Annotated in this window: 27 protein-coding genes and 1 pseudogene; 14 read left to right on the top strand and 14 right to left on the bottom strand. The window is 72.8% G+C overall.

Annotated elements, in window-relative coordinates:
• Window positions 1-3: 3 nt before the first annotated feature.
• Complete coding sequence (locus F6X51_RS10565; protein WP_150963351.1) at window positions 4-921, bottom strand: branched-chain amino acid ABC transporter permease; 918 nt, start codon at window positions 919-921, stop codon at window positions 4-6.
• 589 nt (window positions 922-1,510) lie between these two features.
• Between F6X51_RS10565 and F6X51_RS27810 the strand changes: the two genes are divergently transcribed.
• Window positions 1,511-1,663, top strand: coding sequence for a hypothetical protein (locus F6X51_RS27810; RefSeq protein WP_191970079.1), 153 nt, complete (start codon window positions 1,511-1,513; stop codon window positions 1,661-1,663).
• A gap of 74 nt (window positions 1,664-1,737) precedes the next feature.
• Here the strand turns inward: F6X51_RS27810 and F6X51_RS10560 are convergent, their stop codons facing one another.
• Both F6X51_RS10560 and F6X51_RS10555 read right to left on the bottom strand, forming a co-directional pair.
• A complete protein-coding gene (locus F6X51_RS10560) occupies window positions 1,738-2,670 on the bottom strand; it encodes a metallophosphoesterase family protein (protein ID WP_150963631.1) in 933 nt (310 codons plus the stop codon).
• 105 nt (window positions 2,671-2,775) lie between these two features.
• Window positions 2,776-3,270: pseudogene (locus F6X51_RS10555) on the bottom strand (hypothetical protein); the annotation flags it as partial.
• A 308-nt stretch (window positions 3,271-3,578) separates the two neighbouring features.
• On the opposite strand from F6X51_RS10555, the gene F6X51_RS10550 reads away from it, so the two are divergent.
• The 3 genes from F6X51_RS10550 to lpxK are packed head-to-tail and all read left to right on the top strand — an operon-like array spanning window position 3,579 to window position 6,611.
• A complete protein-coding gene (locus tag F6X51_RS10550) occupies window positions 3,579-4,301 on the top strand; it encodes a lysophospholipid acyltransferase family protein (RefSeq protein ID WP_150963347.1) in 723 nt (240 codons plus the stop codon).
• Window positions 4,298-5,602 (top strand): 3-deoxy-D-manno-octulosonic acid transferase, encoded by a 1,305-nt coding sequence (locus F6X51_RS10545; RefSeq protein WP_150963345.1) that lies wholly within the window; start codon window positions 4,298-4,300, stop codon window positions 5,600-5,602. The genes F6X51_RS10550 and F6X51_RS10545 overlap by 4 nt, the downstream gene beginning before the upstream one ends.
• Before the next feature lie 37 nt (window positions 5,603-5,639).
• Window positions 5,640-6,611, top strand: coding sequence for a tetraacyldisaccharide 4'-kinase (gene lpxK / locus F6X51_RS10540; protein ID WP_150963630.1), 972 nt, complete (start codon window positions 5,640-5,642; stop codon window positions 6,609-6,611).
• Between the two features lie 6 nt (window positions 6,612-6,617).
• Here lpxK and F6X51_RS10535 read toward each other — a convergent pair whose 3' ends face one another.
• Window positions 6,618-7,250, bottom strand: a complete 633-nt coding sequence (locus F6X51_RS10535) for a LysE family translocator (RefSeq protein WP_150963343.1) — start codon at window positions 7,248-7,250, stop codon at window positions 6,618-6,620.
• A 71-nt stretch (window positions 7,251-7,321) separates the two neighbouring features.
• Entirely contained in the window at window positions 7,322-7,540 is a 219-nt protein-coding gene (locus tag F6X51_RS10530) for a DUF2093 domain-containing protein (protein WP_150963341.1), read from the bottom strand.
• Between the two features lie 159 nt (window positions 7,541-7,699).
• Between F6X51_RS10530 and F6X51_RS10525 the strand changes: the two genes are divergently transcribed.
• Genes F6X51_RS10525 through deoA form a run of 4 tightly spaced genes read left to right on the top strand, consistent with a single transcriptional unit; the run spans window position 7,700 to window position 10,994 of the window.
• Entirely contained in the window at window positions 7,700-8,110 is a 411-nt protein-coding gene (locus F6X51_RS10525) for a cytidine deaminase (RefSeq protein ID WP_150963339.1), read from the top strand.
• Window positions 8,103-8,963, top strand: coding sequence for a purine-nucleoside phosphorylase (locus tag F6X51_RS10520; RefSeq protein ID WP_150963337.1), 861 nt, complete (start codon window positions 8,103-8,105; stop codon window positions 8,961-8,963). Before F6X51_RS10525 ends, F6X51_RS10520 begins: the two co-directional genes overlap by 8 nt.
• A complete protein-coding gene (gene deoC, locus F6X51_RS10515; RefSeq protein ID WP_150963334.1) occupies window positions 8,956-9,705 on the top strand; it encodes a deoxyribose-phosphate aldolase in 750 nt (249 codons plus the stop codon). Before F6X51_RS10520 ends, deoC begins: the two co-directional genes overlap by 8 nt.
• Window positions 9,702-10,994: a thymidine phosphorylase gene (gene deoA, locus F6X51_RS10510; RefSeq protein ID WP_150963332.1), complete on the top strand. Its 1,293-nt coding sequence runs from the start codon at window positions 9,702-9,704 to the stop codon at window positions 10,992-10,994. Before deoC ends, deoA begins: the two co-directional genes overlap by 4 nt.
• Window positions 10,995-11,064: 70 nt before the next feature.
• On the opposite strand, the gene F6X51_RS10505 is transcribed toward deoA, so the two are convergent.
• The 4 genes from F6X51_RS10505 to dnaK form a co-directional block, all read right to left on the bottom strand.
• Entirely contained in the window at window positions 11,065-11,430 is a 366-nt protein-coding gene (locus tag F6X51_RS10505; protein ID WP_191970069.1) for a hypothetical protein, read from the bottom strand.
• A 135-nt stretch (window positions 11,431-11,565) separates the two neighbouring features.
• Window positions 11,566-12,201 carry a class I SAM-dependent methyltransferase gene (locus F6X51_RS10500; protein WP_150963330.1) on the bottom strand — a complete coding sequence of 212 codons (636 nt, stop codon included), beginning with the start codon at window positions 12,199-12,201 and terminating at the stop codon, window positions 11,566-11,568.
• A gap of 189 nt (window positions 12,202-12,390) precedes the next feature.
• Window positions 12,391-13,545: a molecular chaperone DnaJ gene (dnaJ, locus tag F6X51_RS10495; protein WP_150963328.1), complete on the bottom strand. Its 1,155-nt coding sequence runs from the start codon at window positions 13,543-13,545 to the stop codon at window positions 12,391-12,393.
• A 120-nt stretch (window positions 13,546-13,665) separates the two neighbouring features.
• Complete coding sequence (gene dnaK / locus F6X51_RS10490; protein ID WP_150963326.1) at window positions 13,666-15,582, bottom strand: molecular chaperone DnaK; 1,917 nt, start codon at window positions 15,580-15,582, stop codon at window positions 13,666-13,668.
• A 392-nt stretch (window positions 15,583-15,974) separates the two neighbouring features.
• Here dnaK and F6X51_RS10485 point away from each other — a divergent pair, with 392 nt between their 5' ends.
• The gene (locus tag F6X51_RS10485) at window positions 15,975-16,967 is read left to right on the top strand and encodes a cupin domain-containing protein (RefSeq protein WP_150963324.1); all 993 of its coding nucleotides are present in this window, start codon (window positions 15,975-15,977) and stop codon (window positions 16,965-16,967) included.
• A gap of 74 nt (window positions 16,968-17,041) precedes the next feature.
• Here the strand turns inward: F6X51_RS10485 and F6X51_RS10480 are convergent, their stop codons facing one another.
• Entirely contained in the window at window positions 17,042-17,650 is a 609-nt protein-coding gene (locus F6X51_RS10480; protein ID WP_150963322.1) for a YqgE/AlgH family protein, read from the bottom strand.
• A gap of 200 nt (window positions 17,651-17,850) precedes the next feature.
• Between F6X51_RS10480 and F6X51_RS10475 the strand changes: the two genes are divergently transcribed.
• Window positions 17,851-18,333, top strand: a complete 483-nt coding sequence (locus F6X51_RS10475; RefSeq protein WP_150963320.1) for a peroxiredoxin — start codon at window positions 17,851-17,853, stop codon at window positions 18,331-18,333.
• Window positions 18,334-18,408: 75 nt separating this feature from the next.
• Here F6X51_RS10475 and thrB read toward each other — a convergent pair whose 3' ends face one another.
• Complete coding sequence (gene thrB / locus F6X51_RS10470; protein ID WP_150963628.1) at window positions 18,409-19,374, bottom strand: homoserine kinase; 966 nt, start codon at window positions 19,372-19,374, stop codon at window positions 18,409-18,411.
• 114 nt (window positions 19,375-19,488) lie between these two features.
• Window positions 19,489-20,529 carry a 4-hydroxy-3-methylbut-2-enyl diphosphate reductase gene (gene ispH / locus F6X51_RS10465; RefSeq protein WP_246696740.1) on the bottom strand — a complete coding sequence of 347 codons (1,041 nt, stop codon included), beginning with the start codon at window positions 20,527-20,529 and terminating at the stop codon, window positions 19,489-19,491.
• 306 nt (window positions 20,530-20,835) lie between these two features.
• Between ispH and F6X51_RS10460 the strand changes: the two genes are divergently transcribed.
• The 4 genes from F6X51_RS10460 to F6X51_RS10445 all read left to right on the top strand — a co-directional run bounded on the left by F6X51_RS10460 (window position 20,836) and on the right by F6X51_RS10445 (window position 25,668).
• Entirely contained in the window at window positions 20,836-21,177 is a 342-nt protein-coding gene (locus F6X51_RS10460; RefSeq protein WP_150963318.1) for a DUF1127 domain-containing protein, read from the top strand.
• 71 nt (window positions 21,178-21,248) lie between these two features.
• Window positions 21,249-23,237, top strand: coding sequence for a monovalent cation:proton antiporter-2 (CPA2) family protein (locus tag F6X51_RS10455; RefSeq protein ID WP_150963316.1), 1,989 nt, complete (start codon window positions 21,249-21,251; stop codon window positions 23,235-23,237).
• Window positions 23,230-24,714, top strand: coding sequence for an MATE family efflux transporter (locus tag F6X51_RS10450; RefSeq protein ID WP_150963314.1), 1,485 nt, complete (start codon window positions 23,230-23,232; stop codon window positions 24,712-24,714). The genes F6X51_RS10455 and F6X51_RS10450 overlap by 8 nt, the downstream gene beginning before the upstream one ends.
• A 231-nt stretch (window positions 24,715-24,945) precedes the next feature.
• Window positions 24,946-25,668, top strand: a complete 723-nt coding sequence (locus F6X51_RS10445; RefSeq protein ID WP_246696739.1) for a DUF937 domain-containing protein — start codon at window positions 24,946-24,948, stop codon at window positions 25,666-25,668.
• 51 nt (window positions 25,669-25,719) lie between these two features.
• Here the strand turns inward: F6X51_RS10445 and F6X51_RS10440 are convergent, their stop codons facing one another.
• Window positions 25,720-25,935, bottom strand: a complete 216-nt coding sequence (locus F6X51_RS10440; RefSeq protein ID WP_150963312.1) for a Flp family type IVb pilin — start codon at window positions 25,933-25,935, stop codon at window positions 25,720-25,722.
• A gap of 177 nt (window positions 25,936-26,112) precedes the next feature.
• The gene (locus F6X51_RS10435) at window positions 26,113-26,409 is read right to left on the bottom strand and encodes a DUF3072 domain-containing protein (protein WP_246696738.1); all 297 of its coding nucleotides are present in this window, start codon (window positions 26,407-26,409) and stop codon (window positions 26,113-26,115) included.
• Window positions 26,410-26,455 lie beyond the last annotated feature (46 nt).

The raw sequence follows: 26,455 nt of genomic DNA, 5'->3' as shown, positions 1-26,455 counted from the left end.
CGCTCAAACCTTCTCGACCTCGGCCCGGCCGAGGATGCCGGAGGGCATGAAGATCAGCACGATCGCGAGGATCGAGAAGGCCGCCACGTCCTTGTACTCGATGGAGAAATAGGCGGACCAGAAGGTTTCGATCAGGCCGATGATCAGCCCGCCCAGGACCGCGCCGGGGAGCGAGCCGATGCCGCCGAGCACGGCGGCCGTGAAGGCCTTCACGCCGGGCACGAACCCGTCCGAGAACGAGACCACCCCGTAATAGAGCAGGTAGAGGACGCCCGCGACGGCCGCGAGGGCGGCGCCGAGCACGAAGGTCAGCGAGATGGTGCGGTCGACGTCGATGCCGAGGAGCGCCGCCATGCGCCGGTCCTGCTCGCAGGCGCGCTGCGCCCGGCCGAACGAGGTGCGCTGGACGAGGTACCAGAAGCCGAGGAGCAGCACCGCGGTCACCGCCATGATCAGGCACTGCTTGTAGGAGAGCGTCACGGCGTAGCCGCCCTGGTCGAGGAGGGTGATGCCGCCGTTGAGCATCGGCGGCGTCGGCTTGTTGCGGGCGCCCTGCGTCACCTGCACGAAGTTCGAGAGGAAGATCGAGACGCCGATGGCGGAGATCAGGGGCGCGAGGCGGAAGGAGCCCCGCAGCGGCCGGTAGGCCACCCGCTCGATCGCCCAGCCCCAGAGGGCGGTGAGCACCATGGTGAGCACCAGCACGATCAGCAGCGCCAGCGCGATGGAGGACAGGCCGAGCCAGGTGGTGAGCAGCAGGAACAGGATCAGGGCGACGAAGCTCGAGACCATGAAGACGTCGCCATGGGCGAAATTGACCATGCCGATGATGCCGAAGACCATGGTGTAGCCGATGGCGATCAGGCCGTAGATGGACCCGAGCGTCAGGCCGTTGATGAGTTGCTGCAGGAATACATCCATTCGGCGCTGTCTCGCGTCCTGACTACGAGCTTCGATCTCGGGGGATCCGGCGGCTTTCGGACTGCGCGTAGGCCGGGGGAAACACCCTGCCGCGCCCCGGCGAATGCCGGGCCGCACGGCCGGAGCAAGTCCCGTACCGCGGCTCCGATCGCGCGCCCTCCTCCCCGTCTCCCTCGCGGTCCCGACCTTAGCGGCCGGATACGGGGCGGACCATAGACGATCGCTCCGGAAAATGCGCCCCGGATTGCATCCGGGCGGATTTGCAACGCGACCTCGCCCGTCCGGGCGAAAATGTCCGTCCTGCCTGCCCGGCAGGCAGGGCGCCCATGGCGTGGACGGGAGCGCAGGAGGGAATTCCGGGCCGGGGCTGCCGCGACGCGAGCCGGTCGCCGACAGAAGACATCTTTCCTTCCAAGCCGGCAAAACTGCATACAACTTGAGGAACTTATCGCAGCGCAGCACCGATACTGCCCGGACAGGCGGCGGCGAGGACTTGCATTGTCTGAACGACGGGTTAACGTCGCTGCATCGTACAAGCGTTCGACGATCAACCTTCTAAGGCAGGGTGGCTCCCATGTCCGAGATGATGATGATTCGTGTTCGTCCGACCCAGGACGGGACCTACACGGTCTATCGCGGCTCGACCGCGTTGATCTCCGGGCTGACCCGCCTGCAGGCCGAGCGCTACGAGGCGACCATCGCCCGCCAGGAGCGCGGCGCGCTGCATTTCGCCGACGCCTGATCCCGGAGCAGCCCCCGCACAGCGCCCGTCCGCCGGCCTGAACGCGCGTCGCCCCGAGCAGGGGCGGCCTCTGTTCAGCCCTGCGTCAGGGCGAGCGGCCCGAGATCCGTGACCGTGCCGTCGCCGTCGAGGCCGCGGCGCAGGCCCGTGATCGCGTGCCGCCCGCCCTCGCGCGTGAAGGCGTAGAGGTAGTAGGCGGCGCGCCGGCCCGGCATGCCGTCGTGGCCGCCGTGCACCCCGTCATGGCTGCCCACGCGCGCGGAGGCCGAGGGCCCACCCACGATGGGCACCCCTGCCCCGTCCGGCCCCGGCATGAAGCCGACGCTGCCGACATGGTTGTGGCCGTGCAGGATCAGCTCGGCGCCGGTCCGCCCGATCAGGGCGGTGAACTCGCGCGCGTCCTTGAGCTCGCGCCCCGCCGCCGCCCCGCCGGGCTGGGGCGGATGGTGGATCATGACCACGCGGCAGGGGCGCTCCTGCTCCTGCGCCAGCATGCGCAGCATGGTCTCGGCCGCGGCGAGCTGCGCCGGGCCGAGGCGCCCGCTCGCCACGAAGGGCTTCGTCGGGATCGCCGAGGACAGGCCGATCAGGGCGAGCGGCCCCCGGCGGCGCAGGTAGGGAAAGGCGCGGGTGCGCCCGTCATCGTCGGAGGTGAAGGGGCCGCAGGCATCGAGCAGGCCCTCGAGCGAGCCGCGCACGTAGGCGTCGTGGTTGCCCGGCACGAAGCTGACGCTCTCGGGGGCGCCGAGCTCGGCCAGGAAGCCCCGGGCCGTCTCCCACTCGCTCGGCAGGCCGATGTTGCAGAGGTCCCCCGTGCAGGCGATGTGGTCGGGGGCCTGCGCCCGCAGGTCGGCCACGAGGGCGGAGAGCACCGCCATGTCGTGGCTGCGCGAGCGCCCGCGGCGCCAGTTGGCGTAGCCGGTCACACGCTTGCTCAGGAGCTGCCGGAGCCGGGGCCGCGCGAGCGGGCCGACATGCGGGTCGGTCAGGTGGGCGAGACGGAACACGGGAGGCGCCATGGGCCGGATGCGGATCGCGAGGGTTGGGGCAGGCGTGCGGCCCCCCGCATCGCGGCTCGGCCGGCCCCGTGTCAAGCGAGGCCGGCCTTCGCCTCAGGCATTGCCGATCACCACACCCGCGAGCAGCACCAGCACGCCGCCGAGCACCACCTGCAGGGTCGCGCGCCAGAACGGCGTCGCCATGTAGCGCGTGCGGATTGCCGAGATCGCCAGGAGCTCCGCCGCGACCACGATCACCGCGAGGCCGGTGGCGAGCGCGAAGGCGTTCGGCCAGGAATCGGGGATCGCGTAGGGCAGCGTGTGCCCGAGCCCGCCGAGCGCCGTCATGACGCCGCAGACGATCCCACGCATCAGCGGCGAGCCGCGCCCGGTGACGCGGCCGTCGTCGGAGAGGGCCTCGGTGAAGCCCATGCTGATCCCCGCCCCCACCGAGGCCGCGAGGCCGACCAGGAAGGTCGCCCAGTTGCTGTGCGTGGCGAAGGCCGCCGCGAAGATCGGTGCCAGCGTCGAGACCGAGCCGTCGATCAGGCCGGCGAGCGCCGGCTGCACGTATTGCAGCACGAAGGCGCGGTGGCGCTCGGCGGCCGCGGAATCGGTGGAAACACCCCCCGAATTCGCCAGAATCATCGCATTGCCTCTCAGATTAGATCGATTCCAACTTATACATTGGAACCGATCTAAACAAGCGCGGCGCCGCTTTTTCGCCGCCTCGGCGGCCTAGGCCGCGTTCCGGCGCGCCGGCCCCGGTTGCGCCCGCAACGAGATCGGGGCTAGACAGCCCGCGCCTCCGGTGGTGTCCGGTTCGCCAGCCGGTCCGTCACCGAGGTCGCGCGTGCGTCCGGATCCGGCCCAGAGCAATTGCGGACCCGCGGGGCCGCAGGCCTCAGAAGCGAGACATGAGCCTCGTCAAACGCATCAGCCGCCGCCCAGCTGTCCAGCGCGCCCTCAGCCGGGTTGCGTCCGGGTACCTGGACCTCGTCCGGCGCACCAACCGCTTCGTCGTCGAGCCGACGGGGCCGGATGCCTGGCTCGACGGGGTCTCGCCCTTCATCGCCGGCATGTGGCACGGCCAGCACCTGATGATCGCCTTCATGCGCCGGCCGCACGACCGGGTGGCGACGATCATCTCGCGCAACCCCGACGGCAACATCAACACGATGGCCCTCGAGCGCCTCGGCGTCCGGGTGATGCGCGCCTCGGGCGCCCGCGGCCGCGCCGTGCGCGACGTCCGCGCCAAGGGGGGCGCCGAGGGCCTGCGGGCGATGGTGCGGGCGCTGCGCGACGGCGAGACCGTGGCCTTCAGCGCCGACGTTCCCAAGGTCTCGCGCCGGGCCGATGCGGGCATCCTGACGCTGGCCCGCTTCTCGGGTCGCCCGATCGTCCCGGTGGCGGTGGTGACGAGCCGGCACATCCGCTTCAACAGCTGGGACCGGGCCTGCCTCGGCCTGCCCTTCGGGCGCGGCGCGATGGTGTTCGGCGAGCCGATCCACGTCCCGCGCGAGAACGAGCCCGAGGATTTCGAGGCCCTGCGCCAGCGCCTCGAGGCCGAGATGAACCGGGTGCACGACCGGGCCTACACCCTGGTCGGGCGCCCCGACCGGGTGGGGCCGCCCGCATGAAGGCCCCGCCCCTCACCCTGCCGCTGCGGGCCTACCGCTACGGCCTCTATCTCGGCGAGCCCGCGGTGGCGGGGCTGCTCGCCTGGCGCTCGCGCCGGGGCAAGGAGGATCCGGGCCGCCTCACCGAACGCCGCGGCCTGCCCGGGCGCGCCCGCCCGGTCGGCTCCCTCGTCTGGATGCACGGGGCCAGCATCGGTGAGGCGCTGTCGCTGATCGGCCTCGTCGAGGGCATGATCCGGCGCGGTTTCTCGGTCCTCGTCACCACGGGCACCCGGAGCGCGGCCGAGCTGATCGGCCACCGTCTGCCCGCCGGGGCCGTGCACCAGTACATGCCCCTCGACGCGCCGCGCTGGGTCGAGCGCTTCCTCGACCATTGGCAGCCCGACCTCGCCCTCGTGGCCGAATCCGAGATCTGGCCGAACACGGTTGTGGCGCTCCATGCCCGCGACATCCCCCTGCTCCTCGTCAACGGGCGCATGTCCGAGCGCTCCTTCAAAGGCTGGGAGCGCGCGCCGCGCACCGCCCAGGCGCTGCTCGCCCGCATCGCCATCTGCCTCGCGCAGACCCAGGACGACGCCGAGCGCTTCGCCCGGCTCGGCGCCCCGCGGGTCAGCATCGCCGGCAACCTCAAATACGATTCGGCCGTGCCCCCGGCCGACCGCCAGCAGACGGCCTATCTCGGCGAGATGATCGGCGACCGCCCGATCTGGGTCGCGGCGAGCACGCATCCGGGCGAGGACGAGATGGTGGCCGAGGCCCACGCGGCCCTGAAGGAGCGCCTGCCGCGCCTCCTCACCATCGTGGTGCCCCGCCATCCGCGCCGGGGCGAGGCGGTCGCGGGCTGCGCCGCGGCGGCGGGCCTGCGCTCCAGCCGCCGCGCCGCGGGCGGGCGCCCGCAGCCGAACATCGACGTCTACGTCGCCGACACGATCGGCGAGCTCGGCCTGTTCTACCGCCTGAGCCCGCTGGTCTATCTCGGCGGCTCCCTGGTGCCCCATGGCGGCCAGAACCCGATCGAGCCGATCCGCCTCGACACCGCCGTGCTGCACGGACCCCACACGCACAATTTCACGCAGGTCTACCGCGCGCTCGACGCCGCGGAGGGCGCCCTCGCGGTCGCCGACGCCGCCGAGCTCACCGCGAGCGTCGGCGCGCTCCTGGCCGATCCGCTCCGCATCCGCAGCATGGCGGTGGCCGGCCAGCGGGCGCTGCGCCCCTTCGAGGGCGCGGTGGAGCGCACCCTCGCGGTCCTCGACCCCTTCATCGCGCAGATGAAGCTCGCGGCCCTGCACGGCGCGTGAGCCGGCGCCCCCCGCAGGGCCGGGAGCGGCCCGCATGATCCGCCCGCCCCGGTTCTGGTCGGCCGCGCCGGATCACCCCGCCGCCCGGCTCCTCGCCCCGCTCGGGAGCGCCTACGGGGCGCTGACGGCGGCCCGGATGGACCGGGCGGGCGCGCGGGCTCCCTGCCCGGTGCTCTGCCTCGGCAACTTCACCCTGGGGGGCGCCGGCAAGACGCCGACCGCCCTCGCGCTCGCCGCGTTGCTGCGCGACCTCGGCGCGGAGCCGGCCTTCCTCAGCCGCGGCTATGGCGGGCGCCTCGCCGGGCCGGTTCGGGTCGATCCCGCGCGGCACCGGGCGCGCGATGTCGGCGACGAGCCGTTGCTGCTCGCCCGCCACGCCCCGACCCTCGTCGCCCGCGACCGGGTCGCCGGGGCGCTGGCCTGCGCGGCGGCGGGCGCCCGGGTGATCGTGATGGATGACGGCCTGCAGAACCCGAGCCTGATCAAGGACCTCGCCCTGGCGGTGGTCGACGCGGCTTCGGGGAACGGCAACGGCCGGCCCTTCCCGGCGGGTCCGCTGCGGGCGCCGCTTCCCCGGCAATGGCCGCATGTCGCCGGCGTGGTGCTGGTCGGCGAGGGGCGGGCGGGCGAGGCGGTGGCGGCCGAGGCGCGCGTGCGGGGGCTTCCCGTCCACCGGGCGCGGCTGGTGCCGGAGGCGGGCGCCTCACCGGGGCGCCGGGTCCTCGCTTTCGCGGGGATCGGCCGTCCCGAGAAGTTCTTCGACACCCTGCGGGCGACCGGCGCCGAAATCGTCGCCACCCGCGCCTTCCCGGACCACCACCCCTACACGGCCCGGGACCTCGCGGCCCTCGCGGCGGAGGCGGCGCGCCGCGGGGCCGGCCTCGTCACGACGGAGAAGGACGCGGTGCGCCTGCCCGCGGGCCACGAGGTCCCGACCCTGCCGGTGCGCCTGATCTTCGCCGACGCGGCGGCCATCCGGGCCCAGGTCGCGCCGCTCTGCCGCGGCTGATCCGCGTCAGGGGCGGAAGCCGAGCAGCGCCGCGCCGAAGCCCAGGAAGAGCCCGCCGGTGATCCGGTCGAACAGGCGCTTCAGCCCCGGGCGCGTCAGGAAGGCGGCGAGGCGCTGCCCACTGAGGGCGTAGACCCCGTACCAAAACAGCTCCGCGCCCGCGAAGGTCGTGACCAGAATCGCGAATTGCGGGGCCTGCGGCGCGCCGCCGTCGATGAATTGCGGGAAGAAGGCGGTGGCGAAGAGGAGCAGCTTCGGGTTGCTGAGGCCGATCAGGAACCCGTCGCGGACGAGCCGCGGCGCCGTCAGCCGGGGGCCGGCCGGCAGCGCGCCGGGCTCGGCCGCGATCGGCCCGTCGGCGCCCCGCCACGCCTTGACGCCGAGATAGAGGAGGTAGGCGACGCCGGCGTAGCGGATCACCTCGAACAGGGTCGGGGCAGCGACCAGCACCGCGCTCAGGCCGGCGGCCGAGGCCGCGAGGACGAGCAGGATCGCGCTGAGGCAGCCCGCCATGGTGGCGATCGTCCGGCGCACGCCGAGCCGGACGCTGCGCGTCAGCACGTGCAGCATGTTCGGCCCCGGCGTGCCGCAGAGGAGGAAGACGGCGCTGAAGAACAGCCACCAAGTGTGAAGGCTCATCGGTCGGTCTCCGGTCGGCGGGGCTTCCCCGCCTCGGCCCCGCGCCCGGTGGGCGCGGACCGGCTGCCGGCTCAGGGCCGGCCGGATTCCTTCAGGCGCTGGAGCGCGGCCTCGGGCGTCGCGAAGGCTTCCTGGCGCTCGACACTCCAGTAGCGCAGGGCATCGAGGGTGATCGCCGTGCCCGTCACCGCGCAGCGCACGAAGCTGCCGGGCTTGATCACCCGCATGGTGCCGTCGCCGTACTCGACCACAGCCTCGCCGCTCGCCCCGCGCTCGTAACGGCCCAGCATCCTGCTCTCCCGGCTCGCCGATCCTCCGATGCGTCATAGGAGCCTGCCCGGGCCTTGTCGATCTCGGCCCTCGACAGGCCGGCGGGCCCGGTGCCAAAGATCACGCATGGAGGCCGCGTCGATCGACGGTTCAGCGGGCGCGGCCGCAGGAGATGCCCGGTGACCCCCGACCTCTCGGCCCTGTTCGAGGCGGCCAAGACGGTGCGCGCGAACGCGCACGCCCCCTACTCGAACTTCCCGGTCGGCGCGGCCCTGCGCGACGAGCAGGGGCGCATCCACGCGGGCTGCAACGTCGAGAACGCCGCCTATCCGGTCGGCACCTGCGCGGAAGCCGGGGCGATCGCCGCCATGGTGGCGGGGGGCGGGCGCGCCATCCGGGCGATCCTGGTGCTCGGCGAGGGCCGGGGTCTCGTCACGCCCTGCGGCGCCTGCCGCCAGCGCATCCGGGAATTCGCCCCCGGCGCGACGCCGGTCCACGTGGCGGGGCCGGAGGGCCTTCGGCGCAGCTACACCCTCGACGCGCTGCTGCCCGAATCCTTCGGGCCGGAGACGCTCCGTGCCGATGCCTGAGATTCCGGCCGACCCGATCGTCGCGCGCACCGCCGAATCCCTGAGCGAGGCGGGCTTCGCGGGGCCCTACGCCTGCGCCATCGTCACCGGCACCGGCCTCGGGCCCCTCGCAGCCAGCCTGTCCGGGCGCCTGTCGCGGCCCTACGCGGGCATCTCGGGCTTCCCCGAGCCCGGCGTCAGCGGCCATGGCGGCACCCTTCACAGGGGCCTCCTCGCCGGGCGGCCCGTCCTCGTCTTCGAGGGCCGCTCGCACGCCTACGAGCGGGGCGACGCCGCCGTGATGCGCACCCCGATCGGGGTGGCCCGGGCGCTCGGCGCCGGCGCGCTCCTCCTCACCAACGCCTCGGGCTCGCTGATGCCGGAGGCCGGCCCCGGCAGCCTCGTGATGCTGACCGACCACCTCAATCTCGCGGGCCTCAACCCCCTGGTCGGCGAGGCCAGCGACGCCCGCTTCGTGCCGATGACGCAGGCCTACGATCCGGCCCTGCGCGCGGCCCTGCGGGCGGCGGCCGAGGCCAGCGGCGTGCCCCTGCTCGAGGGCGTCTACGCCTGGTTCTGCGGCCCGAGCTTCGAGACGCCCGCGGAGGTGCGCATGGCGGGGCGCCTCGGGGCCGACCTCGTCGGCATGTCGACGGTGCCGGAGGTGATCCTCGCCCGCTTCTTCGGCCTGCGGGTCGCCGCCCTCTCGGTGGTGACGAACCGCGCGGCGGGGATCGGCGGCGGCGACCCGCGCCACGCCGAGACCAAGGAGGCGGCGGCCGCCGTGGCCTCCGATCTCGTCCGCCTCGTCGCCGCCTTCGTGGGCCGCCTCGAGGTCGAACCGATGCCCGCCTGGAGCCCGCACGATGCTTGAGCCCCCCTTCGATGCCGCCGCGGTGGCGCGCCGGGCGCTGCCGCTCCTCGACCTCACCGACCTCGGCGACACCTGCACCCCGTCCCGGGTCGACGCCCTCTGCCGCGAGGCCCGGGCGAGCGGGGTCGCGGCGATCTGCGTCTGGCCGCAATTCGTCAGCCAGGGGGCGCGGGCGCTCGCGGGCTCGGGGGTGCGGGTCGCCACGGTGATCAATTTCCCGGGCGGCGGCGAGGACGTGGAGCGCGCCGTCGAGGACACCGAGGAGGCGATCGCCGACGGCGCGGACGAGATCGACCTCGTCCTGCCCTACCGGGCCTTCCAGCGCGGCGACCGCGAGGCCGCCCGCGCCATGGTGGAGGCGGTGCGCGACGTCTGCCGCAAGCCCTGCCTCAAGGTCATCCTGGAGACCGGGACCCTCGCGGACCCGGCGACGATCGCGGCGGCGAGCCGCCTCGCCCTCGAGGCCGGGGCGGACTTCATCAAGACCTCGACGGGCAAGAGCCCGGTCTCGGCGACGCCCGAGGCCGCGGAGGCGATGCTCGGGGTGATCCGGGGCCTGCCGGAGGGGCGCCGGGCCGGCCTCAAGGTATCGGGCGGCCTGCGCCGCGTCGCGGACGCCGCCGCCTACCTGGCGCTGGCCGACCGCGCGATGGGGCCGGACTGGGCCGGCCCGGCGACCCTGCGCCTCGGGGCGAGCAGCCTGCTCGGGGAACTCAGGGCCGCGCTCGGAGCGGAGGCGTGAGGCTTCCGCAGGAGATCATCCGGCGCAAGCGCGACGGCGGCACCCTGGAGGACGCGGAGATCGCCGCCTTCGTGGCGGGCCTCACCGAGGGCAGCGTCACGGAGGGGCAGGCGACGGCCTTCGCCATGGCGGTGTTCTTCCGCGGCCTGTCCCTGCCCGAGCGCATCGCCCTCACCCGGGCGATGACGCGCTCGGGCACCGTGCTCGCCTGGGACCTGCCCGGCCCCGTCCTCGACAAGCACTCCACCGGCGGCATCGGCGACACGGTGAGCCTGGCGCTGGGGCCGATCGTGGCCGCCTGCGGCGGCTTCGTGCCGATGATCTCGGGGCGCGGCCTCGGCCATACGGGCGGGACCCTCGACAAGCTCGCGAGCATCCCGGGCTACCATGTCGGGCCGGATCTCGACCGCTTCCGCGCCGTCACCCGGGCCGTCGGCTGCGCCATCATCGGCCAGACCGCCGACCTCGCCCCCGCCGACCGGCGCCTCTACGCGATCCGCGACACCACCGCGACGGTGGAATCCCTCGATCTGATCACCGCCTCGATCCTGTCGAAGAAGCTCGCGGCGGGGCTCGACGGCCTCGTCATGGACGTGAAGACGGGCTCGGGCGCCTTCATGGCGGAGCACGACGCCGCGCGCGATCTCGCCAGCAGCATCGCCACCGTGGCGAACGGCGCCGGCCTGCGCACGGTGGCGCTCATCACCGACATGGACGCGCCCCTGGCCAGCGCCGCCGGCAACGGCGTCGAGGTCGCCTACGCGATCGACTACCTCACGGGGCGCCGGCGCGAGCCGCGCTTCCACGCCGTCACGCTGGCGCTCGCCGCCGAGATGCTGGTGATCGGGCGCCTCGCCGCCCACCACGCCGAGGCGGAGGCGCGGGTCGGGGAGGCCCTGGATTCGGGGCGGGCCGCCGAGGTCTTCGCCCGGATGGTGGCCGCGCTCGACGGGCCGGCGGACCTCCTCGAGGCGCCGGAGCGGCACCTGCCCCGGTCCGAGATCGTCCGCGAGGTCCGGGCCCCGGGGACGGTCGCCGCGGTGGCGACGCGGGAGATCGGTCTCGCGGTGATCGGCCTCGGGGGCGGCCGCACCCGGCCGCAGGACCCGATCGACCCGGCCGTCGGCTTCACCGACCTCGCCCGCCCCGGCGACGCCACCGGCCTCCTCGGGATCGTGCATGCCCGCGACGCCGCCGCGGCCGACCGGGCCGAGGCGGCGCTCCGCGCGGCCTACCGGCTCGGCGAGGCGCCCCCCGAACGCGCGACCGTGCTGGAACGGATCGGCTGAGGCGCGGCGCGCGCGCCCTCCCCCGTCCGGGAGAGGCCCCTGCGCGCCGCGGCCGGCCCGGTGCTGGCGACTACCAGCGGCCGCGGTGGTGGTGATGGTGGTGCCGGTGGCCCCAGCCATGGTGGCGATGACCCCAGCCGTGATGCCGGTGGCCCCAGCCGTGGTGGCGATGCCCCCAGCCGCGATGGTGGTGGTGATGGTGACCCCAGCCGTGGCCGCCGCGCACCGCGATGATGCCGGTCTCGGCGCTGTCCGCGACGGCGGCGGAGGGCGCGACGGGGGCGGCCTCGGCGCGGGGCGCGGCGGCCACGAGGCCGCCGGCGAGCGCGAGGGCCGCGGCCAGGATCCGGACGCGGGCGGACCAGCGCGTGCTCATGGGCCTGGCGGACACGGGCGTGGCGGACACGGGCGTGACAGACATGGTCGTGACGGACACGGGCGAACTCCTGCTCAACGCGCCGGCGGGGACGGCCGGCATCGGGAACAGGGTTAGGCCGCAACGCATGAATGCACCCTGACGGAGGCGGGGCGCGTCCCGTTCAGCTTGAGCGGGTCGGGCGAGGCCCGGCCGTCAGGGACGGCGGTAGGCCCAGACGCGCGCCGGGGGCAGGTTCAGCCAGACCCGGTTGGAGCCGCTCGCGGTGTAGCTGCCGGACTGGCAGCGGGCCGGGATCGGCGGCACCACCGCGTAGGTGAACTGCACGAAGGGGGCGCTCGGGAGCATCAGGTCGTGGGCCGAGTTCAGGAGCTCGAGGCGCTGCTCCAGGGGCTTGGTGAAGAGCGGCAGGCTCGAGATCGTGGCGGCGGCGGGCTCGGACAGGGTGCCGGCCAGCGTCTCGCGCATGTTGTAGGCGTCGCCCCGCACCACCGTGGCCCGCGGGAAGCGGCGGCGCAGCAACTCGCAGAAATCCGGGTTGAACTCGACGAGGACGAGGCGCTCCTGCGCGACGCCGCGCCGGATCAGCGCCTCCGTCACCGGGCCGGTGCCCGGGCCGAGCTCGACCACGGAGCCGCTCAGGCGCGGGTCGACATAGGAGGCCATGGTGCGGGCGAGCATCCGGCCCGAGGGCGTCACCGCCCCGGTGACGAGGGGGCGCTCGAACCACGAGCGCAGGAACCGCGCCTCGTCCTCCAACGGGTCGCGCCGCTCCCGCACCACACCGGTTGCAGCCAAGGCTTTCGCGCGGGAACGACGTAACGGCGGCAAGACCGAAGTCCCTCGTATCGACGGGTGGATGGGATAGGCTAGACGACGAAAGCCTTCTTACAGTCAAGGCGGCGGCTGTGCATAGCACCACCGCCGCGCGCCGCGCCCCAACGACCGGGCCGCCGGGGTGGCACCAGAACCATAACCGGCCGCGGGGCGAAACGATCCGGGGTTTCGGCCCCGGGCCCCTCAGGTGCGCGCCGACCCGCTCAGGCCGTCGAAGAAGTCGCGCACTTTCGAGAAGAAGCCGGCGCTCTCCGGGTGGTTCTCGTCCGAGGCGGTCTGGTCGAATTCCTGCAGCAGCTCGCGCTGGCGCTTGGTCAGGTTCTGCGGGGTCTCGACGAAGACTTGGATGTAGAGGTCGCCGACGTCGCGCGCGCGCAGGACCGGCATGCCCTTGCCCTTGATGCGGAACTGCTTGGCGGTCTGGGTGCCGGCCGGGATGCGCACCTGCGTCTGCGAGCCGTCGATCACCGGCACGGTGATCTCCCCCGAGAGCGCCGCGGTGACCATCGAGATCGGCACGCGGCAGAACAGGTCCGCCCCGTCGCGCTGGAAGAACTCGTGCGGCTTGATCGAGAGGAAGACGTAGAGGTCCCCCGAGGGGCCGCCGCGCTGGCCGCTCTCGCCCTCCCCCGCGAGCCGGATGCGCAGGCCGTCATCGACCCCCGCCGGCACGTTGATCGAGAGGGTGCGCTCGCGGCTGACGCGGCCCGCGCCCCCGCAATTGCCGCAGGGGTCGTCGATCACCTCGCCGCGCCCGTGGCAGTTCGGGCAGGTCCGCTCGATGGCGAAGAACCCCTGCGCGGCGCGCACCCGGCCGTAGCCCGCGCAGGTCGGGCAGGTGCGCGGCTTCGAGCCGGCCTTGGCGCCGGAGCCGGCGCAGACCTCGCAGGTGACCGAGGTCGGGATCTTGATGGTCTCGGCCTTGCCGGTGAAGGCCTCCTCGAGGGAGATCTCGAGGTTGTAGCGCAGGTCCGCGCCGCGCTCGCGGCCGGGCTGTCCGGGGCGCCCGCCGCGTCCGGGCTGGCCGCGCCCGTCGCCGAAGAAATTGTCGAAGATGTCGGACATGAAGTCCCCGAACTCGTTGCCGAATCCGGGTCCGCCCGCACCGCCCTGGCTGAACGCCGCGTGGCCGAAGCGGTCGTAGGCCGCGCGCTTCTGGCCGTCCGAGAGGCACTGATAGGCCTCGTTCAGCTCCTTGAACTTGATCTCGGCTTCCTTGTCGCCGGGATTCCGGTCCGGATGGAAGGACATGGCCAGCTTGCGGAAGGCCACCTTCATCTCACCGTCCGACGCGGTCTTTGAGACGCCCAGGATCTCGTAATAGTCCCGCTTCGACATTCCCCGGCCCCAAGGTCCTCAAATAGGCCGATCCCCGGGGCTGTGCCCGGGGAGCGTGCCGTCATCGCGCGACGAGGCGCGGGCCCGGATCTCTCCGGGCCCGCGCGCAGAAAGCAAGCCTCAGGCCCGCTTCTTCTGGTCCTTCTCGTCGACCTCCTGGAAGTCGGCGTCGATGACGTCGTCCTTCTTCTCGGCGCCGGCCGCGGCCGCCTCCGGGCCGGCCTCGCCGCCCTGGCTCGCCGCGTACATGGCCTCGCCGAGCTTCATCGAGGCCTGCATGAGGTCCGTGGTGCGGGCCTTGATCGTCTCCACGTCCTCGCCCTCGAGGGCGGTGCGCAGGGCGGTGATGGCGGTCTCGATCGCGCCCTTGTCGGCCTCCGAGACCTTGTCGCCGTACTCCTTCACCGACTTCTCGGTGGCGTGGACGAGGCTCTCGCCCTGGTTCTTCACCTCGACGAGCTCGCGGCGCTTCTTGTCCGCCTCGGCATTCGCCTCCGCGTCCTTGACCATGCGCTCGATATCGGCGTCCGAGAGGCCGCCCGAGGCCTGGATGCGGATCTGGTGCTCCTTGTTCGTCGCCTTGTCCTTGGCCGTCACGTTGACGATGCCGTTGGCGTCGATGTCGAAGGTCACCTCGATCTGCGGCATGCCGCGGGGCGCCGGCGGAATGCCGACGAGGTCGAACTGGCCGAGCAGCTTGTTGTCGGCCGCCATCTCGCGCTCACCCTGGAAGACCCGGATGGTGACCGCGTTCTGGTTGTCCTCGGCCGTCGAGAAGGTCTGGGACTTCTTCGTCGGGATCGTGGTGTTGCGGTCGATGAGCCGCGTGAACACGCCGCCGAGGGTCTCGATGCCGAGGGAGAGCGGGGTCACGTCGAGGAGCAGCACGTCCTTGACGTCACCCTGGAGCACGCCGGCCTGGACCGCCGCGCCGATGGCCACGACCTCATCCGGGTTGACGCCCTTGTGGGGCTCCTTCCCGAAGAAGGCCTTCACCACCTCCTGCACCTTCGGCATGCGGGTCTGGCCGCCGACGAGCACGACCTCGTCGATCTCGCTGGCCGAGACGCCCGCATCCTTGAGCGCCTTGCGGCAGGGCTCGATCGTGCGCTGCACGAGGTCCTCCACGAGGGTCTCGAACTTGGCGCGGCTGAGCTTCAGCGCGAGGTGCTTCGGGCCCGAGGCGTCCGCCGTGATGTAGGGCAGGTTGATCTCGGTCTGGGTCGCCGAGGACAGCTCGATCTTGGCCTTCTCGGCGGCCTCCTTGAGGCGCTGCAGGGCGAGCTTGTCCTTGGTCAGGTCGATGCCCTGCTCACGCTTGAACTCCGCCGCGAGGTACTCGACCACGCGGTTGTCGAAATCCTCGCCGCCCAGGAAGGTGTCGCCGTTCGTGGACTTCACCTCGAACACGCCGTCGCCGATCTCGAGGATCGAGACGTCGAAGGTGCCGCCGCCGAGGTCGTAGACCGCGATGGTGCCGGCCTTCTTCTTGTCGAGACCGTAGGCGAGGGCCGCCGCGGTCGGCTCGTTGATGATGCGCAGGACCTCGAGGCCCGCGATCCTGCCCGCGTCCTTGGTGGCCTGGCGCTGGGCGTCGTTGAAGTAGGCCGGGACCGTGATGACGGCCTGGGTCACCGGCTGGCCGAGATAGGATTCGGCCGTCTCCTTCATCTTCTGCAGGGTGAAGGCGGAGATCTGGGAGGGCGAGTAGCGCTTGCCGTCGGCCTCGACCCAGGCGTCGCCGTTGTCGCCCTTGACGATCTTGTAGGGGACGAGACCCTTGTCCTTCTGGGTCATCGGGTCGTCGTAGGTGCGCCCGATGAGCCGCTTGATGGCGAAGAAGGTGCGCTCGGGGTTCGTCACGGCCTGCCGCTTGGCGGGCTGGCCGACGAGGCGCTCGCCGTCATCCGTGAAGGCCACGATCGACGGCGTGGTGCGGGCGCCTTCCGCATTCTCAATGACCTTGGGCTGCGTGCCTTCCATGACGGCCACGCAGGAATTGGTGGTGCCCAAGTCGATACCGATAACTTTACCCATGGTGGGATCCCTCTGTTGTTCTGATCAAGCAGACCGCCGAGCCCCGAAGCAGCTCGGCCCATGGCGGTGCGGAATGGAATTGTGAGGGCGGAACCGGCACCGGAAACGGCTCAATCCGGTGCTTAATCCCGCGCTTCGCCGGATATAAGAAGGTCCATGCGGGCTCGCAAGGCGAAGCAGGCGGTTCCGCACCGAGCACGCTATCCTCCTGAGAGATCTGACGGTTCGCCGGCCGCGGCGCCGCTTTTCCCACGATCCGCCCGGCGATTTTGTTGCCGAGCCGCCACGCCCGCGCCATCGATCGCGTGCTACACTCGGGGGGAACCGACGATCCTGCCGGCGGAACCCGGTTCCGGCAGCATCCGTCCAGGCTCTCCGGCTCGAAAGACTCGATGCGTCCGATCCGCGTTCTCGTTCCCCCGCTCCTCGCGCTCGCCGTCCTCGCCGCCCTGCCCCAGGCAGCCGCCGCGCAGAACTTCTTCGAGGAACTGTTCGGGATCGGTCGCGCGGCCAAGCCCCCGGTGCCGCCGCGCGGCGTGCCCCAGGCGCCGCCCCAGGGCGTGCCGGAGCCCGGCGCGCCGCTGCCCCCCGGCGTCCCCGGCGAGCCGGGCGCCGAGGCGCCCCGGCCGGCCGCGCCCCCGAAGCCCGTGGTGCTGAAGGCGCCCGGCGACGACAACGTGCTGGGTCAGGACCTCCTGCTCAACGGGCTGAACGGCTCGCTCAAGCTCGAGCGGGCCGGCACCGCCATGACGGCGCGCCTGACGCTGCCGGGCACCAAGGTCTCGCAGCCGACGGAATCCTGCTCGGTGCCGCTCAACGGCGGCAAGCCCCTGACCCTGACCTCCGAGGGACGGCCCGAGGGGGTCGGGCGCTTCGAGGCCGCCGCGGCCGAGTGCCCGCTCCGCTTCGAGGTGCTGGAGGGCGGCGTGCTGGTGACGCCGCTCGGCGGCAACCCGGTCTGCACCTTCTCGGCCCAGGATTGCGCCACGACGCCGCGCGGCCTGTGGGGGCCGGCGGCGGCGGGCCTGATCCCGCGTTCGGCCGAGTTCGACACCGCCCGGGGCATCGCCGACAAGGCGGTGCGGGACAATTACAAGCTGATGACCCAGCGCGCCCGCCGGGAGGACGTCCGCCCGATCGTCACCGAGCAGGCCGCCTTCTCCTCCGACCGCGAGCAGGTCTGCCGCACCTATGCCCGCGAGGGCGCGCACGGCTTCTGCCACCTGCGCTTCTCCGAGGCCCGGGCGATCGCCCTGGCGACCCGCCTCGGCGTCACCCCGGGCGCCGCCCCCACCGCCTCGGCGGCCCCGCGCCCGGTCCGGCGCAAGCCCCCGGTCGAGGGCATGAACCCCGACGCGGTCGGCGCGCCGCCGATGGGCGAATAGGCGCGGGAGGAGGCGTCGGGCGTCCTTCGGGGTGCGCCGGCGGCGGGGGTGTGCGACGGCGAGACGGCGCCCGCTCAGGCGCGCCCGGCGCTCAACGACAGCATGGCCGGGTCGATGCCGTTGCTGCGCAGGATCCGCTCGTACTTCGCGTCGAGGGCCGGGTGGAAGATCAGCTCCGGATCGGCCGGGCAGTTGAGCCAGCCATTGGCCATGATCTCGCTCTCGAGCTGCCCCGCCTGCCAGCCGGCATAGCCGAGCGCCAGCACGGCGCTCGCCGGCCCGTCGCCGTTGGCGATGGCGCGCAGGATCTCGACCGTGGCGGTGAGGCAGATGCCGTCGTCGATGATCAGCGTCGACTGGTCGATGTGGAAATCGTCGGTGTGCAGCACGAAGCCGCGCTTGCCCTCGACGGGGCCGCCCATCAGCACCGGCATGTGGCCGACGCGCTCGCGCAGGCGGATCGCGTCCGCCTCGGGCGCCACGTCGAGCTGGACCAGGAGGTCGGGCATCGAGAGGTCGGTCACGGGCTTGTTGACGATGATGCCCATGGCGCCGTCCGCCGAATGGGCGCAGACGTAGATCACGGACCGGGCGAAGCGGGAATCCGTCAGCCCCGGCATCGCCACCAGGAACTGGCCGTCGAGGAAGGCAGTGTCGCCGTGGCGCGGGTTCTCCATGCCCATATGCTACGCCCCCCGGATGCGTTGTCCAGCGCGCAAAGCGCCCTCCCCCACCCTTGTGCGGCGTGGTGCAGCGCCCTCGGCCCGGGTCTCTCGCCTCGACAGGCGCCAGCGGCCACGCTAGACGGGCCGCACCCTTCAGCCCGCGGCGCGCATGCCGGCGGAGAGGCCGCCGCGGCGGCCGGCGACCGAGGAGACAGCGGATGACGATTCAGGTTGGCGACCACCTGCCCCAGGCGACCTTCCGCGTGAACGGCCCGGACGGCCCGCAGGCCCGCACCACGGACGACGTCTTCAAGGGCCGCCGCGTCGTGCTCGTCGGCGTGCCGGGCGCCTTCACGCCGAGCTGCCACCGCAACCACCTGCCGGGCTTCGTCGCCAAGCTCGCCGAGATCAAGGCCCGGGGCATCGACGCGGTGGCGGTCACCGCCGTCAACGACGTGTTCGTGCTCGATGCCTGGTCCAAGGCCTCCGGCGCCGAGGGCATCGAGTTCCTGGCCGACGGCAACGCCGACTTCGCCAAGGCCACCGGCCTCGAGATGGACGGCACCGGCTTCGGCCTCGGCATCCGCTCGAAGCGCTACTCGGCGCTGATCGAGGACGGCGTCGTGCGCAACCTCAACATCGAGGAATCCCCCTCCAAGGCCGAAGCCTCCGGCGCCGAGGCGCTGCTGAAGGTGATCTGAAGGGGCTTTGAAGGGGCTTTGAAGGGGCTTTGAAGGGGCTTTGAAGGGGCCGGCGCGCGCGCGGGCCCCGGCCCCTCACCCCGCCCGGCCGTAATCGCGCGCGTCGCGGGCGGTGCGGTGGAAGCTCAGGCGGCGGTCGTATTCGCGCGGGTCCTTCGGCTGGACGAGGGCGCCGGGGGGCACGTTGAGCCAGTCGACGAGGCGGGTCAGCAGGAAGCGCAGCGCCGCGCCCCGGCACAGGATCGGCAGGGCGGCGACCTCGGCGGGCGCGAGCGGGCGCACCGCCTCGTAGCCGGCGATGAGGGCGCCCGCCATGTCCCGGTGGAAGCGGCCATCCGCCTCGAAGCACCAGGCGTTGAGGCAGATCGCGAGGTCGTACGCGAAGGCGTCCGTGCAGGCGAAGTAGAAGTCGATCAGCCCCGACAGGTCGTCGCCGATGAAGAACACGTTGTCGGTGAAGAGGTCCGCGTGAATGACGCCGCCGGGCAGGCCCCGGGGCCAGCCCGCCTCCAGCACCGCGAGGTCGCCGCGGATGCGCTCGGCGAGGCCCGGCGCGACGCTGTCGGCCTGCGCCCCAGCCTGCGCGAACAGCCCGCGCCAGGCGCCGACCGAGAGGTTGTTCTCCCGCACCATCCCGAAATCGGAGCCGGCCGCGTGGAGCCTCGCCAGCGCGCCGCCGAGCGCCCGGCAATGGTGGACCCCCGGATGCTTGACCGAGACCCCGTCGAGGAAGCTCACGATCACGGCCGGGCGCCCGCACAGGCGCCCGAGCGCCGCGCCGTCGCGGTTGCGCACCGGCTGCGGGCAGGCGAGCCCGCGGCGCGCCAGATGCGCCATCAGGTTGAGGAAGAACGGCAGGTCGTCCTCCCGCACCCGCTTCTCGTAGAGCGTGAGGATGTAGGAGCCCGCGGTGGTGTGCAGGAAGAAGTTGGTGTTCTCGACGCCCTCGGCGATGCCCTTGTAGGAGAGCAGGCCGCCGATCTCGTAGGCCGTGAGAAAGGCGGTGAGCGCCTCGTCGGATACCTCGGTGTAGACGGCCACGCCTTCGCTCACCTTCTGGACTGGGCTCATGCGGAACGGGACTTCGACGAACGAAGGGGCGCCGACCGGGCGCCCCTGCACGAAGTCCGTCGGTCCCGGGGGCGGCGCCGCGCCCTACTCGGCGGCCTCGCTGCGGAGTTCCCGGGGCAGCGGGAAGGACATGTCCTCGACCACCGTCGAGACCGTGTCCACCGTGACCTCGTAGCGGGCCGCGAAGGCGTCGATGATCTCCTCGACCAGCACCTCGGGGGCGGAGGCCCCGGCGGTGAGGCCGAGGCGCCGCACGCCCTCGAAGGCCGGCCAGTCGATCTCCTCGGCGCGCAGCACCAGGCGGGTGATCGGGCAGCCGACGCGCTCGGCGACCTCGCGCAGGCGCTGCGAGTTCGAGGAGTTCGAGGAGCCGACCACGATCAGGGCGTCGACGAGGGGCGCGATCTGCTTCACCGCCTCCTGGCGGTTGGTGGTGGCGTAGCAGATGTCGTCCTTGTGCGGCCCGGTGATGTTCGGGAACTTCTTCTTGAGGGCCTCGACGATGTGGCGGGTGTCGTCGACCGAGAGCGTGGTCTGCGTCACCCAGGCGAGGTTGTTCGGGTCGTCGGGGGTCAGGGCGGCGATCTGCTCCAGGTCCTCCACCAGGGTGATCGAGCCCTTGGGCAACTGCCCCATGGTGCCGACGACCTCGGGATGGCCCGAATGGCCGACGAGGAGGACGTGCCGCCCGCGCTTGTGGTGGATCTCCGCCTCGCGGTGGACCTTGGTCACGAGCGGGCAGGTCGCGTCGATGGTGGTGAGGCCGCGGCTGTCGGCGTTGGCCGGCACCGTCTTGGCGACGCCGTGGGCCGAGAAGATCACCGGGGCGGAGCCGTCCGGCACCTCGTCGAGCTCGCGCACGAACACCGCGCCCTTCCGCTTCAGGCTCTCGACCACGTACTTGTTGTGGACGATCTCGTGGCGGACATAGACGGGGGGGCCGTAGATCGCGAGCGCCCGCTCGACCACGTCGATGGCGCGCACGACGCCGGCGCAGAAGCCCCGGGGGGCGGCCAGCAGGATCTCCAGGGGCGGCTTGGCCCCGGCGACCTGAGACCCGTCGGCCTGTGCCGCGGCAGCGTGGGCCCCGTCCGGGGCGGTGGGATTCGTGATGTCGGCGCTCATGATCCGGGATGTGGCGAGGCGGAGCCCCCCCTGTCAACCGTCTGGCCGGTCGAAACCCGCCCGCTCCTCGCGCCTCCATAGCACATTTGCCGGACGTGGTGACTCCCGGTGACGCAGGGGAGCCATGAGGGCGGGGGCCGGGCCCCGACGGCGAGCGCCCGCCGCCGCCCGGGAGGCGTCAGGATCGGGCCCGGCGCCGAACCGTACTGAACATTGACCCAGACAGTTTCGCCGAACCGTGCGGGTCCATCCCTGGCCGCCCGGCGCACCGACGCGCATCGTCGCCCCGCAGCGGAGACGACGGACATGCGCGGCGGAGCGGGAGGCGGGGCATCGCGGGCGGCGGGCGGGCGGCTTGGCCGGGCCGGGCGCCTCCGGCACGGGCTCGCGGGGATCGCCGCCGCGCTCGCCCGGTTCCTCGCCCGGCTTTCCGAGAACCGCCGCCTGCTCGCCGAGCTCGGCGCCATGTCGGAGCGGGAATTGCGGGATATCGGCCTGACCCGGCAGGACGCCGCGGATGCAGCGCAGCTGCACCCGGCCGAGGATGTCGGCGGCCTCCTCGCGGCCCGCCGGGCCGAGCGGCGGGCCGCGCGCCGGGTGCGGTGCGGCACGGGGGCGGGCGTGACGGGCGGCGGAGCGCTGGGCTAAGAGGGTTCGGATTCCGAGGGGACGTCGCCGTCCGGCGTCCCCGGAGGCGGCCCCTCCAGCCTGGACCCGTGATGGCGAGCCCGAGCGAACATGCGAGCTTCCTGCCGCCGGTCCTGACCTTCCTGTCGGCGGCGGTGATCGGCGTGCCGATCTTCCGGCTGATCGGCCAGAGCGCCGTCCTCGGCTACCTCGTCGCCGGGGTGCTGATCGGCCCCTTCGGCTTCTCCCTGATCGCCGAGCCCGAGACCGCCGCGAGCGTCGCGGAGATCGGGGTGGTGCTGCTCCTGTTCATCGTCGGGCTCGAGCTGCACCTGTCGCAGCTCGTCTCGATGCGCCGCGACATCTTCGGCCTCGGCACCGCGCAGCTCCTGATCTGCTCCCTCGTCCTCGGCGGCGCCGGGTTTCTGTTCGGCCTCCCGGGCACGGCCGCCACCGTGATCGGCATCGCCCTCGCGCTGTCGGCGACGGCGGTCGCCCTGCAGCTTCTCGAGGAGCGCGGCGACCTCGGCACGCCCTACGGCTCGCGCGCCTTCGCGGTGCTGCTGTTCCAGGACCTGTCCGTGGTGGCGATCCTGGCCCTGATGCCGCTCCTCGCCACGGCGGGGGGCGGGGGCGGCGAGAGCTTCTGGTTCGGGGCGGCGGTGCAATCCACCGGCAAGGCGCTGGTGGCCATCCTGGCGGTGGTGCTCGTCGGGCGCTACGGCCTGAACCCGTTCTTCCGCCTGCTCGCCGCGAGCGGCGCCCGCGAGGTGATGACGGCGGCGGCCCTCCTGGTGGTGCTCGGCACCGCCCTCCTGATGCAGGAGGTCGGGCTCTCGATGGCCATGGGAGCGTTCCTGGCCGGCATCCTCCTCGCCGAATCGAACTTCCGGCACCAGCTCGAGGCCGATATCGAGCCCTTCCGCGGCATGCTGCTCGGCCTGTTCTTCATGAGCGTCGGCATGTCGATCGACGGCGGCCTCGTGCGGGCGATGTGGCCGGCCCTGTTCGGCGCCACCGCGGCGGCGATCCTGATCAAGGTCGCCCTCGTGGCCGGGCTGTTCCGGCTGTTCGGCTCCTCCTGGCTCGACGCGGTGCGGGGCGCCGCCATCCTGGCGCCCGCCGGCGAGTTCGCCTTCGTGCTCCTGCCCGTCGGCGGCGGCCTCGGCCTCCTCGACGCCAACGCGACCCGCTTCGCGGTGGCGCTCGCCGCCCTCACCATGCTGGTCGGGCCCGTCGCCGCCAAGGCCCTCGACGCGGCGCTGGCGCGGCGCCCCAGCACCGCGCTCGAACCCGGCACCGACGTGATCGAGTCGGCGGAGGCCCGGGTCCTCGTCATCGGCTTCGGCCGCTTCGGGCAGATCCTGACCCAGGTGCTGCTGGCCGAGGGGGTCGGCGTCACGGTGATCGACAAGGACGTGGAGCAGATCCGCTCCGCCTCGCGCTTCGGCTTCCGGGTCTATTACGGGGACGGCACCCGGCTCGACGTGCTGCGCGCCGCCGGCATCGGCCGGGTCGAGCTCGTCTGCATCTGCATCGACGAGCCGGAGGCGGCCCTCAAGATCGTCGACATGGTGCACGAGGAATTCGAGAGCGTGCGCACCTACGTGCGGGCCTACGACCGCACCCACGCGGTCGAGCTGATGAACCGGGACGTGGATTACCAATTGCGCGAGACCGTCGAATCCGCCCTCGCCTTCGGGCGCGCCACCCTGGAGGGCCTCGGCGTGCCCGACGAGGTGGCGGCGCGCACCGCCGAGGACGTGCGCAAGCGCGACGTGGCGCGCCTCGTGCTGCAGCAGGCCGGCGCCCTGCCCGACGGGTCGAGCTGGATGCGCGGCGCCCAGAGCGAGCTGAAGCCCGAGCCCCTGACGGCTCCCCAGCGCCCCGCCCGGGCGCTGAGCGCCGAGACCCGCGACATCATCGGGGTCGAGCGCCGCGACGCCGCCCAGCGCGCCCTCGAGGCGCAGGAGGCGGAGGTCCGGGAGCGGGGGGCGCCGGATCCAGAGGCGCGCGATCTCCAAGCCCGCGCGCCCGAGGCCCGCGATCTCGAGACCCAGGACGGCAGGCGGGATGCCTGAGGGCCCGATCAAGGCCGGCGAGGAAGGCCTGCCCGGCCGGCCCGTGCCGGCGGCCGAGGTCCCGCGCTTCGTCGCGGGCTCGACGTTCCGCCACGTCGTGGTGATGAGCGCCACCGGGTCGATCGGCCTGATGGCGATCTTCGTCGTCGACCTGCTCTCGCTCCTCTACGTCTCGAAGCTCGGGGACCCGAAGCTGACCGCGGCGGTGGGCTTCGCCACCATCGTCCAGTTCTTCGCCATCTCGATCAATATCGGGCTGATGATCGCGGCCGGCGCCCTGGTCTCGCGGGCGATCGGGGCCGGCGACCACGCGGGCGCCCGGCGCCTCGCCACCTCGGGCACCCTCCACGGGATCGTCGTCGCCGCCCTCCTGGTCCTCGTCATGCTGCCCGTGCTCGATCCCCTGCTGCGGATGATCGGCGCCGAGGGCGAGACCCTGGCGGTGGCCGAGCGCTTCCTCTGGATCGCCCTGCCGTCGAACGTCCTGATGGGGCCCGGGATGATGTTCTCGGGGCTGCTGCGCGCGGTCGGCGCCGCGCGCCAGGCCATGTACGTGACCCTGGGGGGCGCCATCGTCACGGCCGGGCTCGACCCGCTCCTGATCTTCGGGGCCGGCCTCGGGGTCGACGGGGCAGCGATCACCACGGGGGTGGCCCGCGGGACCTTCGCGCTCGTCGGCCTCTGGGGCGTCTGGCAGCACCGGATGCTGGCCCGGCCGAGCCTCGCCGACACGATCTCGGACGCCCCCGTGGTGTTCCGGATCGCGCTCCCGGCGGTGCTGACGAACCTCGCGCCCTCGGTGGCGAGCGCCTTCATCGCCCACGCGCTGGCGAAGTTCGGGGCCGTGGCGGTGGCGGCCAACGTGGTGATCGACCGGCTGACGCCGGTGGCCTTCGGGGGCCTCTTCGCCATGTCGGGCTCGATCGGGCCGATCCTCGGCCAGAACTGGGGGGCGGGCCGGTTCGACCGGATGCGGGGCGTGCTGCGCGATGGCGCCCTCGTCACCGCCCTCTACGTCGCGGTGGTCTGGCTCGCCCTCGTCCTCGCCCGCGGACCCCTGATGTGCCTGTTCGAACTCGACGGGCTGGCGGGCGATCTGTTCGGGTTCTTCTGCTTCGTGAGCGGCGCGGTCTGGTTCTTCAACGGGCTCCTGTTCCTGTCGAACGCCTCGTTCAACAATCTCGGCTTCCCGTTCCTCTCCACCGGGCTGAACTGGGGCCGGGCCACCCTCGGCACCATGCCGCCGGCGCTCGCCGGCGCCGCCCTCTACGGACCGCCCGGGGTGATCGCCGGAATCGGCGTCGGCTCCCTGGTGTTCGGGAGCCTCGGGATCGCCCTCGCGTTCCGCACCGTGACCCGGCTGGAGCGGCGCGCCGAGGCGATCCGGGCCGCCAACCCGCCGCTGCCCGAGGCCGTGCGGGTCGAGGCCGAGGCGGTGCTGGCGGAGGCGCCGGCCCGGACCGGCGCCCTCGTGTGAGGCGCCGAGACCGCGCCCTCGTGCGAGGCGCCGAGACCGCGCCCTCGTGCGAGGCGCCGAGACCGCACGCGATCGGCCGGGTTTCGGGGAATCCACGGGCGATTCGGGCCCGGCGCTCCCCGGATCGGCACCCGCGCTGGCCAGTGGTGGCCCAATCGGACTAAGCTGAGAGCGAGCGTGAGGTTCACGCCCGTGGCGCCCCGGTGCCGGTGGATGAAGGGCCCAGCGGCGATGTTCAATCCGATCGACATGCTTCAGGCCCAGGGAGCGGCCGCCTGGCAGGGCATGGGCCAGCCCTTCGGCCTGACCCCCGACCAGACCCGGCGCGCCCTCGAGGCGCTGATGCCGGCCTTCGCCCTCGGGATGCAGCGCAACGCCGCGCAGGACCCGACCGGCCTGTCCCAGTTCTTCGGCCTCGCCCCGGGCCGGACCCCGGCAGGCGCCGAGGCGATGCTCGGCGGGATGTTCGGCTCCCCGGCCCTCGCCCAGGCGGTGCTGCAGCAGGCGTCGAGCGCGAGCGGTGTCGGCTCGCAGGTGCTGCGCCAGATGCTGCCGATGATGGCCGGTATGATCGTGGCGAGCATCGTGCACATGATGCTCAACCAGACGCTGCCGGAGCCCGCCCCCCGCGCCGCGCCGGAGCCGGCCAATCCCCTGCTGGCCGCCGCCCCGCTCTGGGCGGACATGATGAAGGCCTTCCTGCCTCCCCCCGCCGCGGCCCCGAAGCGCCCGGGCGCCCCCCGCGCGCCCGCCGGCCCGAAGGCCGAGCCGGCCGCCGATCAGGCCCCCCTCGACATGTTCCAGCAGATGCTCCGGACGGGGGCCGAGGTGCAGGAGCAGAACGTGCAGGCGATGCAGAACATCTTCGAGGCGTTCTGGACCGATCCGGCCAAGCCCGCGGAGGCGCCGCGCCGCGGCGCCCCCCGGAAGCGGCCAGAGCCCAGGAAGCGCTAGGCCGTCCGGGGGCCGCGCCTCGGTTCGGGGCCCCGCCGCGGGCCGAGGGGGCTAGTTGAAGCTCGCCCCGACGTTGTTGCTGATGCGCTCGTAGATCGTGGTCATCCGCTCGCCGAAGACGCGCACGCTTCCGAGGATCGCCACGAAGATCAGCCCCGCCACCATGGCGTACTCGATCGCGGTGGCGCCGCCCTCATCCGAGACGAGCCGACGGACACAATCTAGGGTTGCGCGTCCTCGCTGCCCCCATGGTCCCGGCTTCGTCATCGGTCGTCGTCCTCGTGGCGCGTGCGAGGGCGCATCCTAGACGGGCTTCGTTTCGGAGACTTTAAGTCGATCGCCGATTCGCGCCGATCCGGTGCGCCGGGATTCCGGAACGGCGCAGGCAGGCCCCGGCACGGTGCGGCCGGGCCCCGCCGGAGCGGCGCCCGGCCGCGCGCCGCCTCAGGCGTGCCCGGTCTCCTTGCGCAGCGCGTCGATGCGCTTCGAGGCCTCGGCCTTGTCGAGGTCCGGATCGAAGGCCTTCGGCTCCTTGGCCTCCTCCGAAAGGGTCTTGAGGTAGGAGGCCTGCGCGCCGGTCATCGGCTCGCCCCCCGTGGTCCACTGGTCCGGATCCTTGATCTGGTTCGAGACGTCCTTGGGATCGGTCTTCGGGTTCGCGTCGGCCTTCGACGCCTCGGCCGTCTTCGCAGGCGCCCCGGCCTTGGATGTCGTGCTTGTACGGGCGGTGGGCTTGGTCATGCGCGGATCTTTCGTTCATGAAATGTTCCGCATCAACGCGTGCGAC

Source organism: Methylobacterium planeticum (genome assembly GCF_008806345.1).
Taxonomy (GTDB): domain Bacteria; phylum Pseudomonadota; class Alphaproteobacteria; order Rhizobiales; family Beijerinckiaceae; genus Methylobacterium; species Methylobacterium planeticum.
This window is presented reverse-complemented; position numbering and strand designations above follow the sequence as displayed.

What these genes read in the sequence shown, in the direction of transcription:
- dnaJ (WP_150963328.1), bottom strand. Translation starts at nt 13,545, where the DNA reads ATGTCGAAGCGGGACTATTACGAGATCCTGGGCGTCTCAAAGACCGCG.
- F6X51_RS10565 (WP_150963351.1), bottom strand. Translation starts at nt 921, where the DNA reads ATGGATGTATTCCTGCAGCAACTCATCAACGGCCTGACGCTCGGGTCC.
- ispH (WP_246696740.1), bottom strand. Translation starts at nt 20,529, where the DNA reads ATGAGCGCCGACATCACGAATCCCACCGCCCCGGACGGGGCCCACGCT.
- F6X51_RS10475 (WP_150963320.1), top strand. Translation starts at nt 17,851, where the DNA reads ATGACGATTCAGGTTGGCGACCACCTGCCCCAGGCGACCTTCCGCGTG.
- F6X51_RS10450 (WP_150963314.1), top strand. Translation starts at nt 23,230, where the DNA reads ATGCCTGAGGGCCCGATCAAGGCCGGCGAGGAAGGCCTGCCCGGCCGG.
- F6X51_RS10530 (WP_150963341.1), bottom strand. Translation starts at nt 7,540, where the DNA reads ATGCTGGGCCGTTACGAGCGCGGGGCGAGCGGCGAGGCTGTGGTCGAG.
- F6X51_RS10520 (WP_150963337.1), top strand. Translation starts at nt 8,103, where the DNA reads ATGCCTGAGATTCCGGCCGACCCGATCGTCGCGCGCACCGCCGAATCC.
- F6X51_RS10535 (WP_150963343.1), bottom strand. Translation starts at nt 7,250, where the DNA reads ATGAGCCTTCACACTTGGTGGCTGTTCTTCAGCGCCGTCTTCCTCCTC.
- F6X51_RS10545 (WP_150963345.1), top strand. Translation starts at nt 4,298, where the DNA reads ATGAAGGCCCCGCCCCTCACCCTGCCGCTGCGGGCCTACCGCTACGGC.
- dnaK (WP_150963326.1), bottom strand. Translation starts at nt 15,582, where the DNA reads ATGGGTAAAGTTATCGGTATCGACTTGGGCACCACCAATTCCTGCGTG.
- F6X51_RS10485 (WP_150963324.1), top strand. Translation starts at nt 15,975, where the DNA reads ATGCGTCCGATCCGCGTTCTCGTTCCCCCGCTCCTCGCGCTCGCCGTC.
- F6X51_RS10435 (WP_246696738.1), bottom strand. Translation starts at nt 26,409, where the DNA reads ATGACCAAGCCCACCGCCCGTACAAGCACGACATCCAAGGCCGGGGCG.
- F6X51_RS10460 (WP_150963318.1), top strand. Translation starts at nt 20,836, where the DNA reads ATGCGCGGCGGAGCGGGAGGCGGGGCATCGCGGGCGGCGGGCGGGCGG.
- F6X51_RS10455 (WP_150963316.1), top strand. Translation starts at nt 21,249, where the DNA reads ATGGCGAGCCCGAGCGAACATGCGAGCTTCCTGCCGCCGGTCCTGACC.
- F6X51_RS10550 (WP_150963347.1), top strand. Translation starts at nt 3,579, where the DNA reads ATGAGCCTCGTCAAACGCATCAGCCGCCGCCCAGCTGTCCAGCGCGCC.
- F6X51_RS27810 (WP_191970079.1), top strand. Translation starts at nt 1,511, where the DNA reads ATGATTCGTGTTCGTCCGACCCAGGACGGGACCTACACGGTCTATCGC.
- F6X51_RS10440 (WP_150963312.1), bottom strand. Translation starts at nt 25,935, where the DNA reads ATGACGAAGCCGGGACCATGGGGGCAGCGAGGACGCGCAACCCTAGAT.
- F6X51_RS10445 (WP_246696739.1), top strand. Translation starts at nt 24,946, where the DNA reads ATGTTCAATCCGATCGACATGCTTCAGGCCCAGGGAGCGGCCGCCTGG.
- deoC (WP_150963334.1), top strand. Translation starts at nt 8,956, where the DNA reads ATGCTTGAGCCCCCCTTCGATGCCGCCGCGGTGGCGCGCCGGGCGCTG.
- F6X51_RS10480 (WP_150963322.1), bottom strand. Translation starts at nt 17,650, where the DNA reads ATGGGCATGGAGAACCCGCGCCACGGCGACACTGCCTTCCTCGACGGC.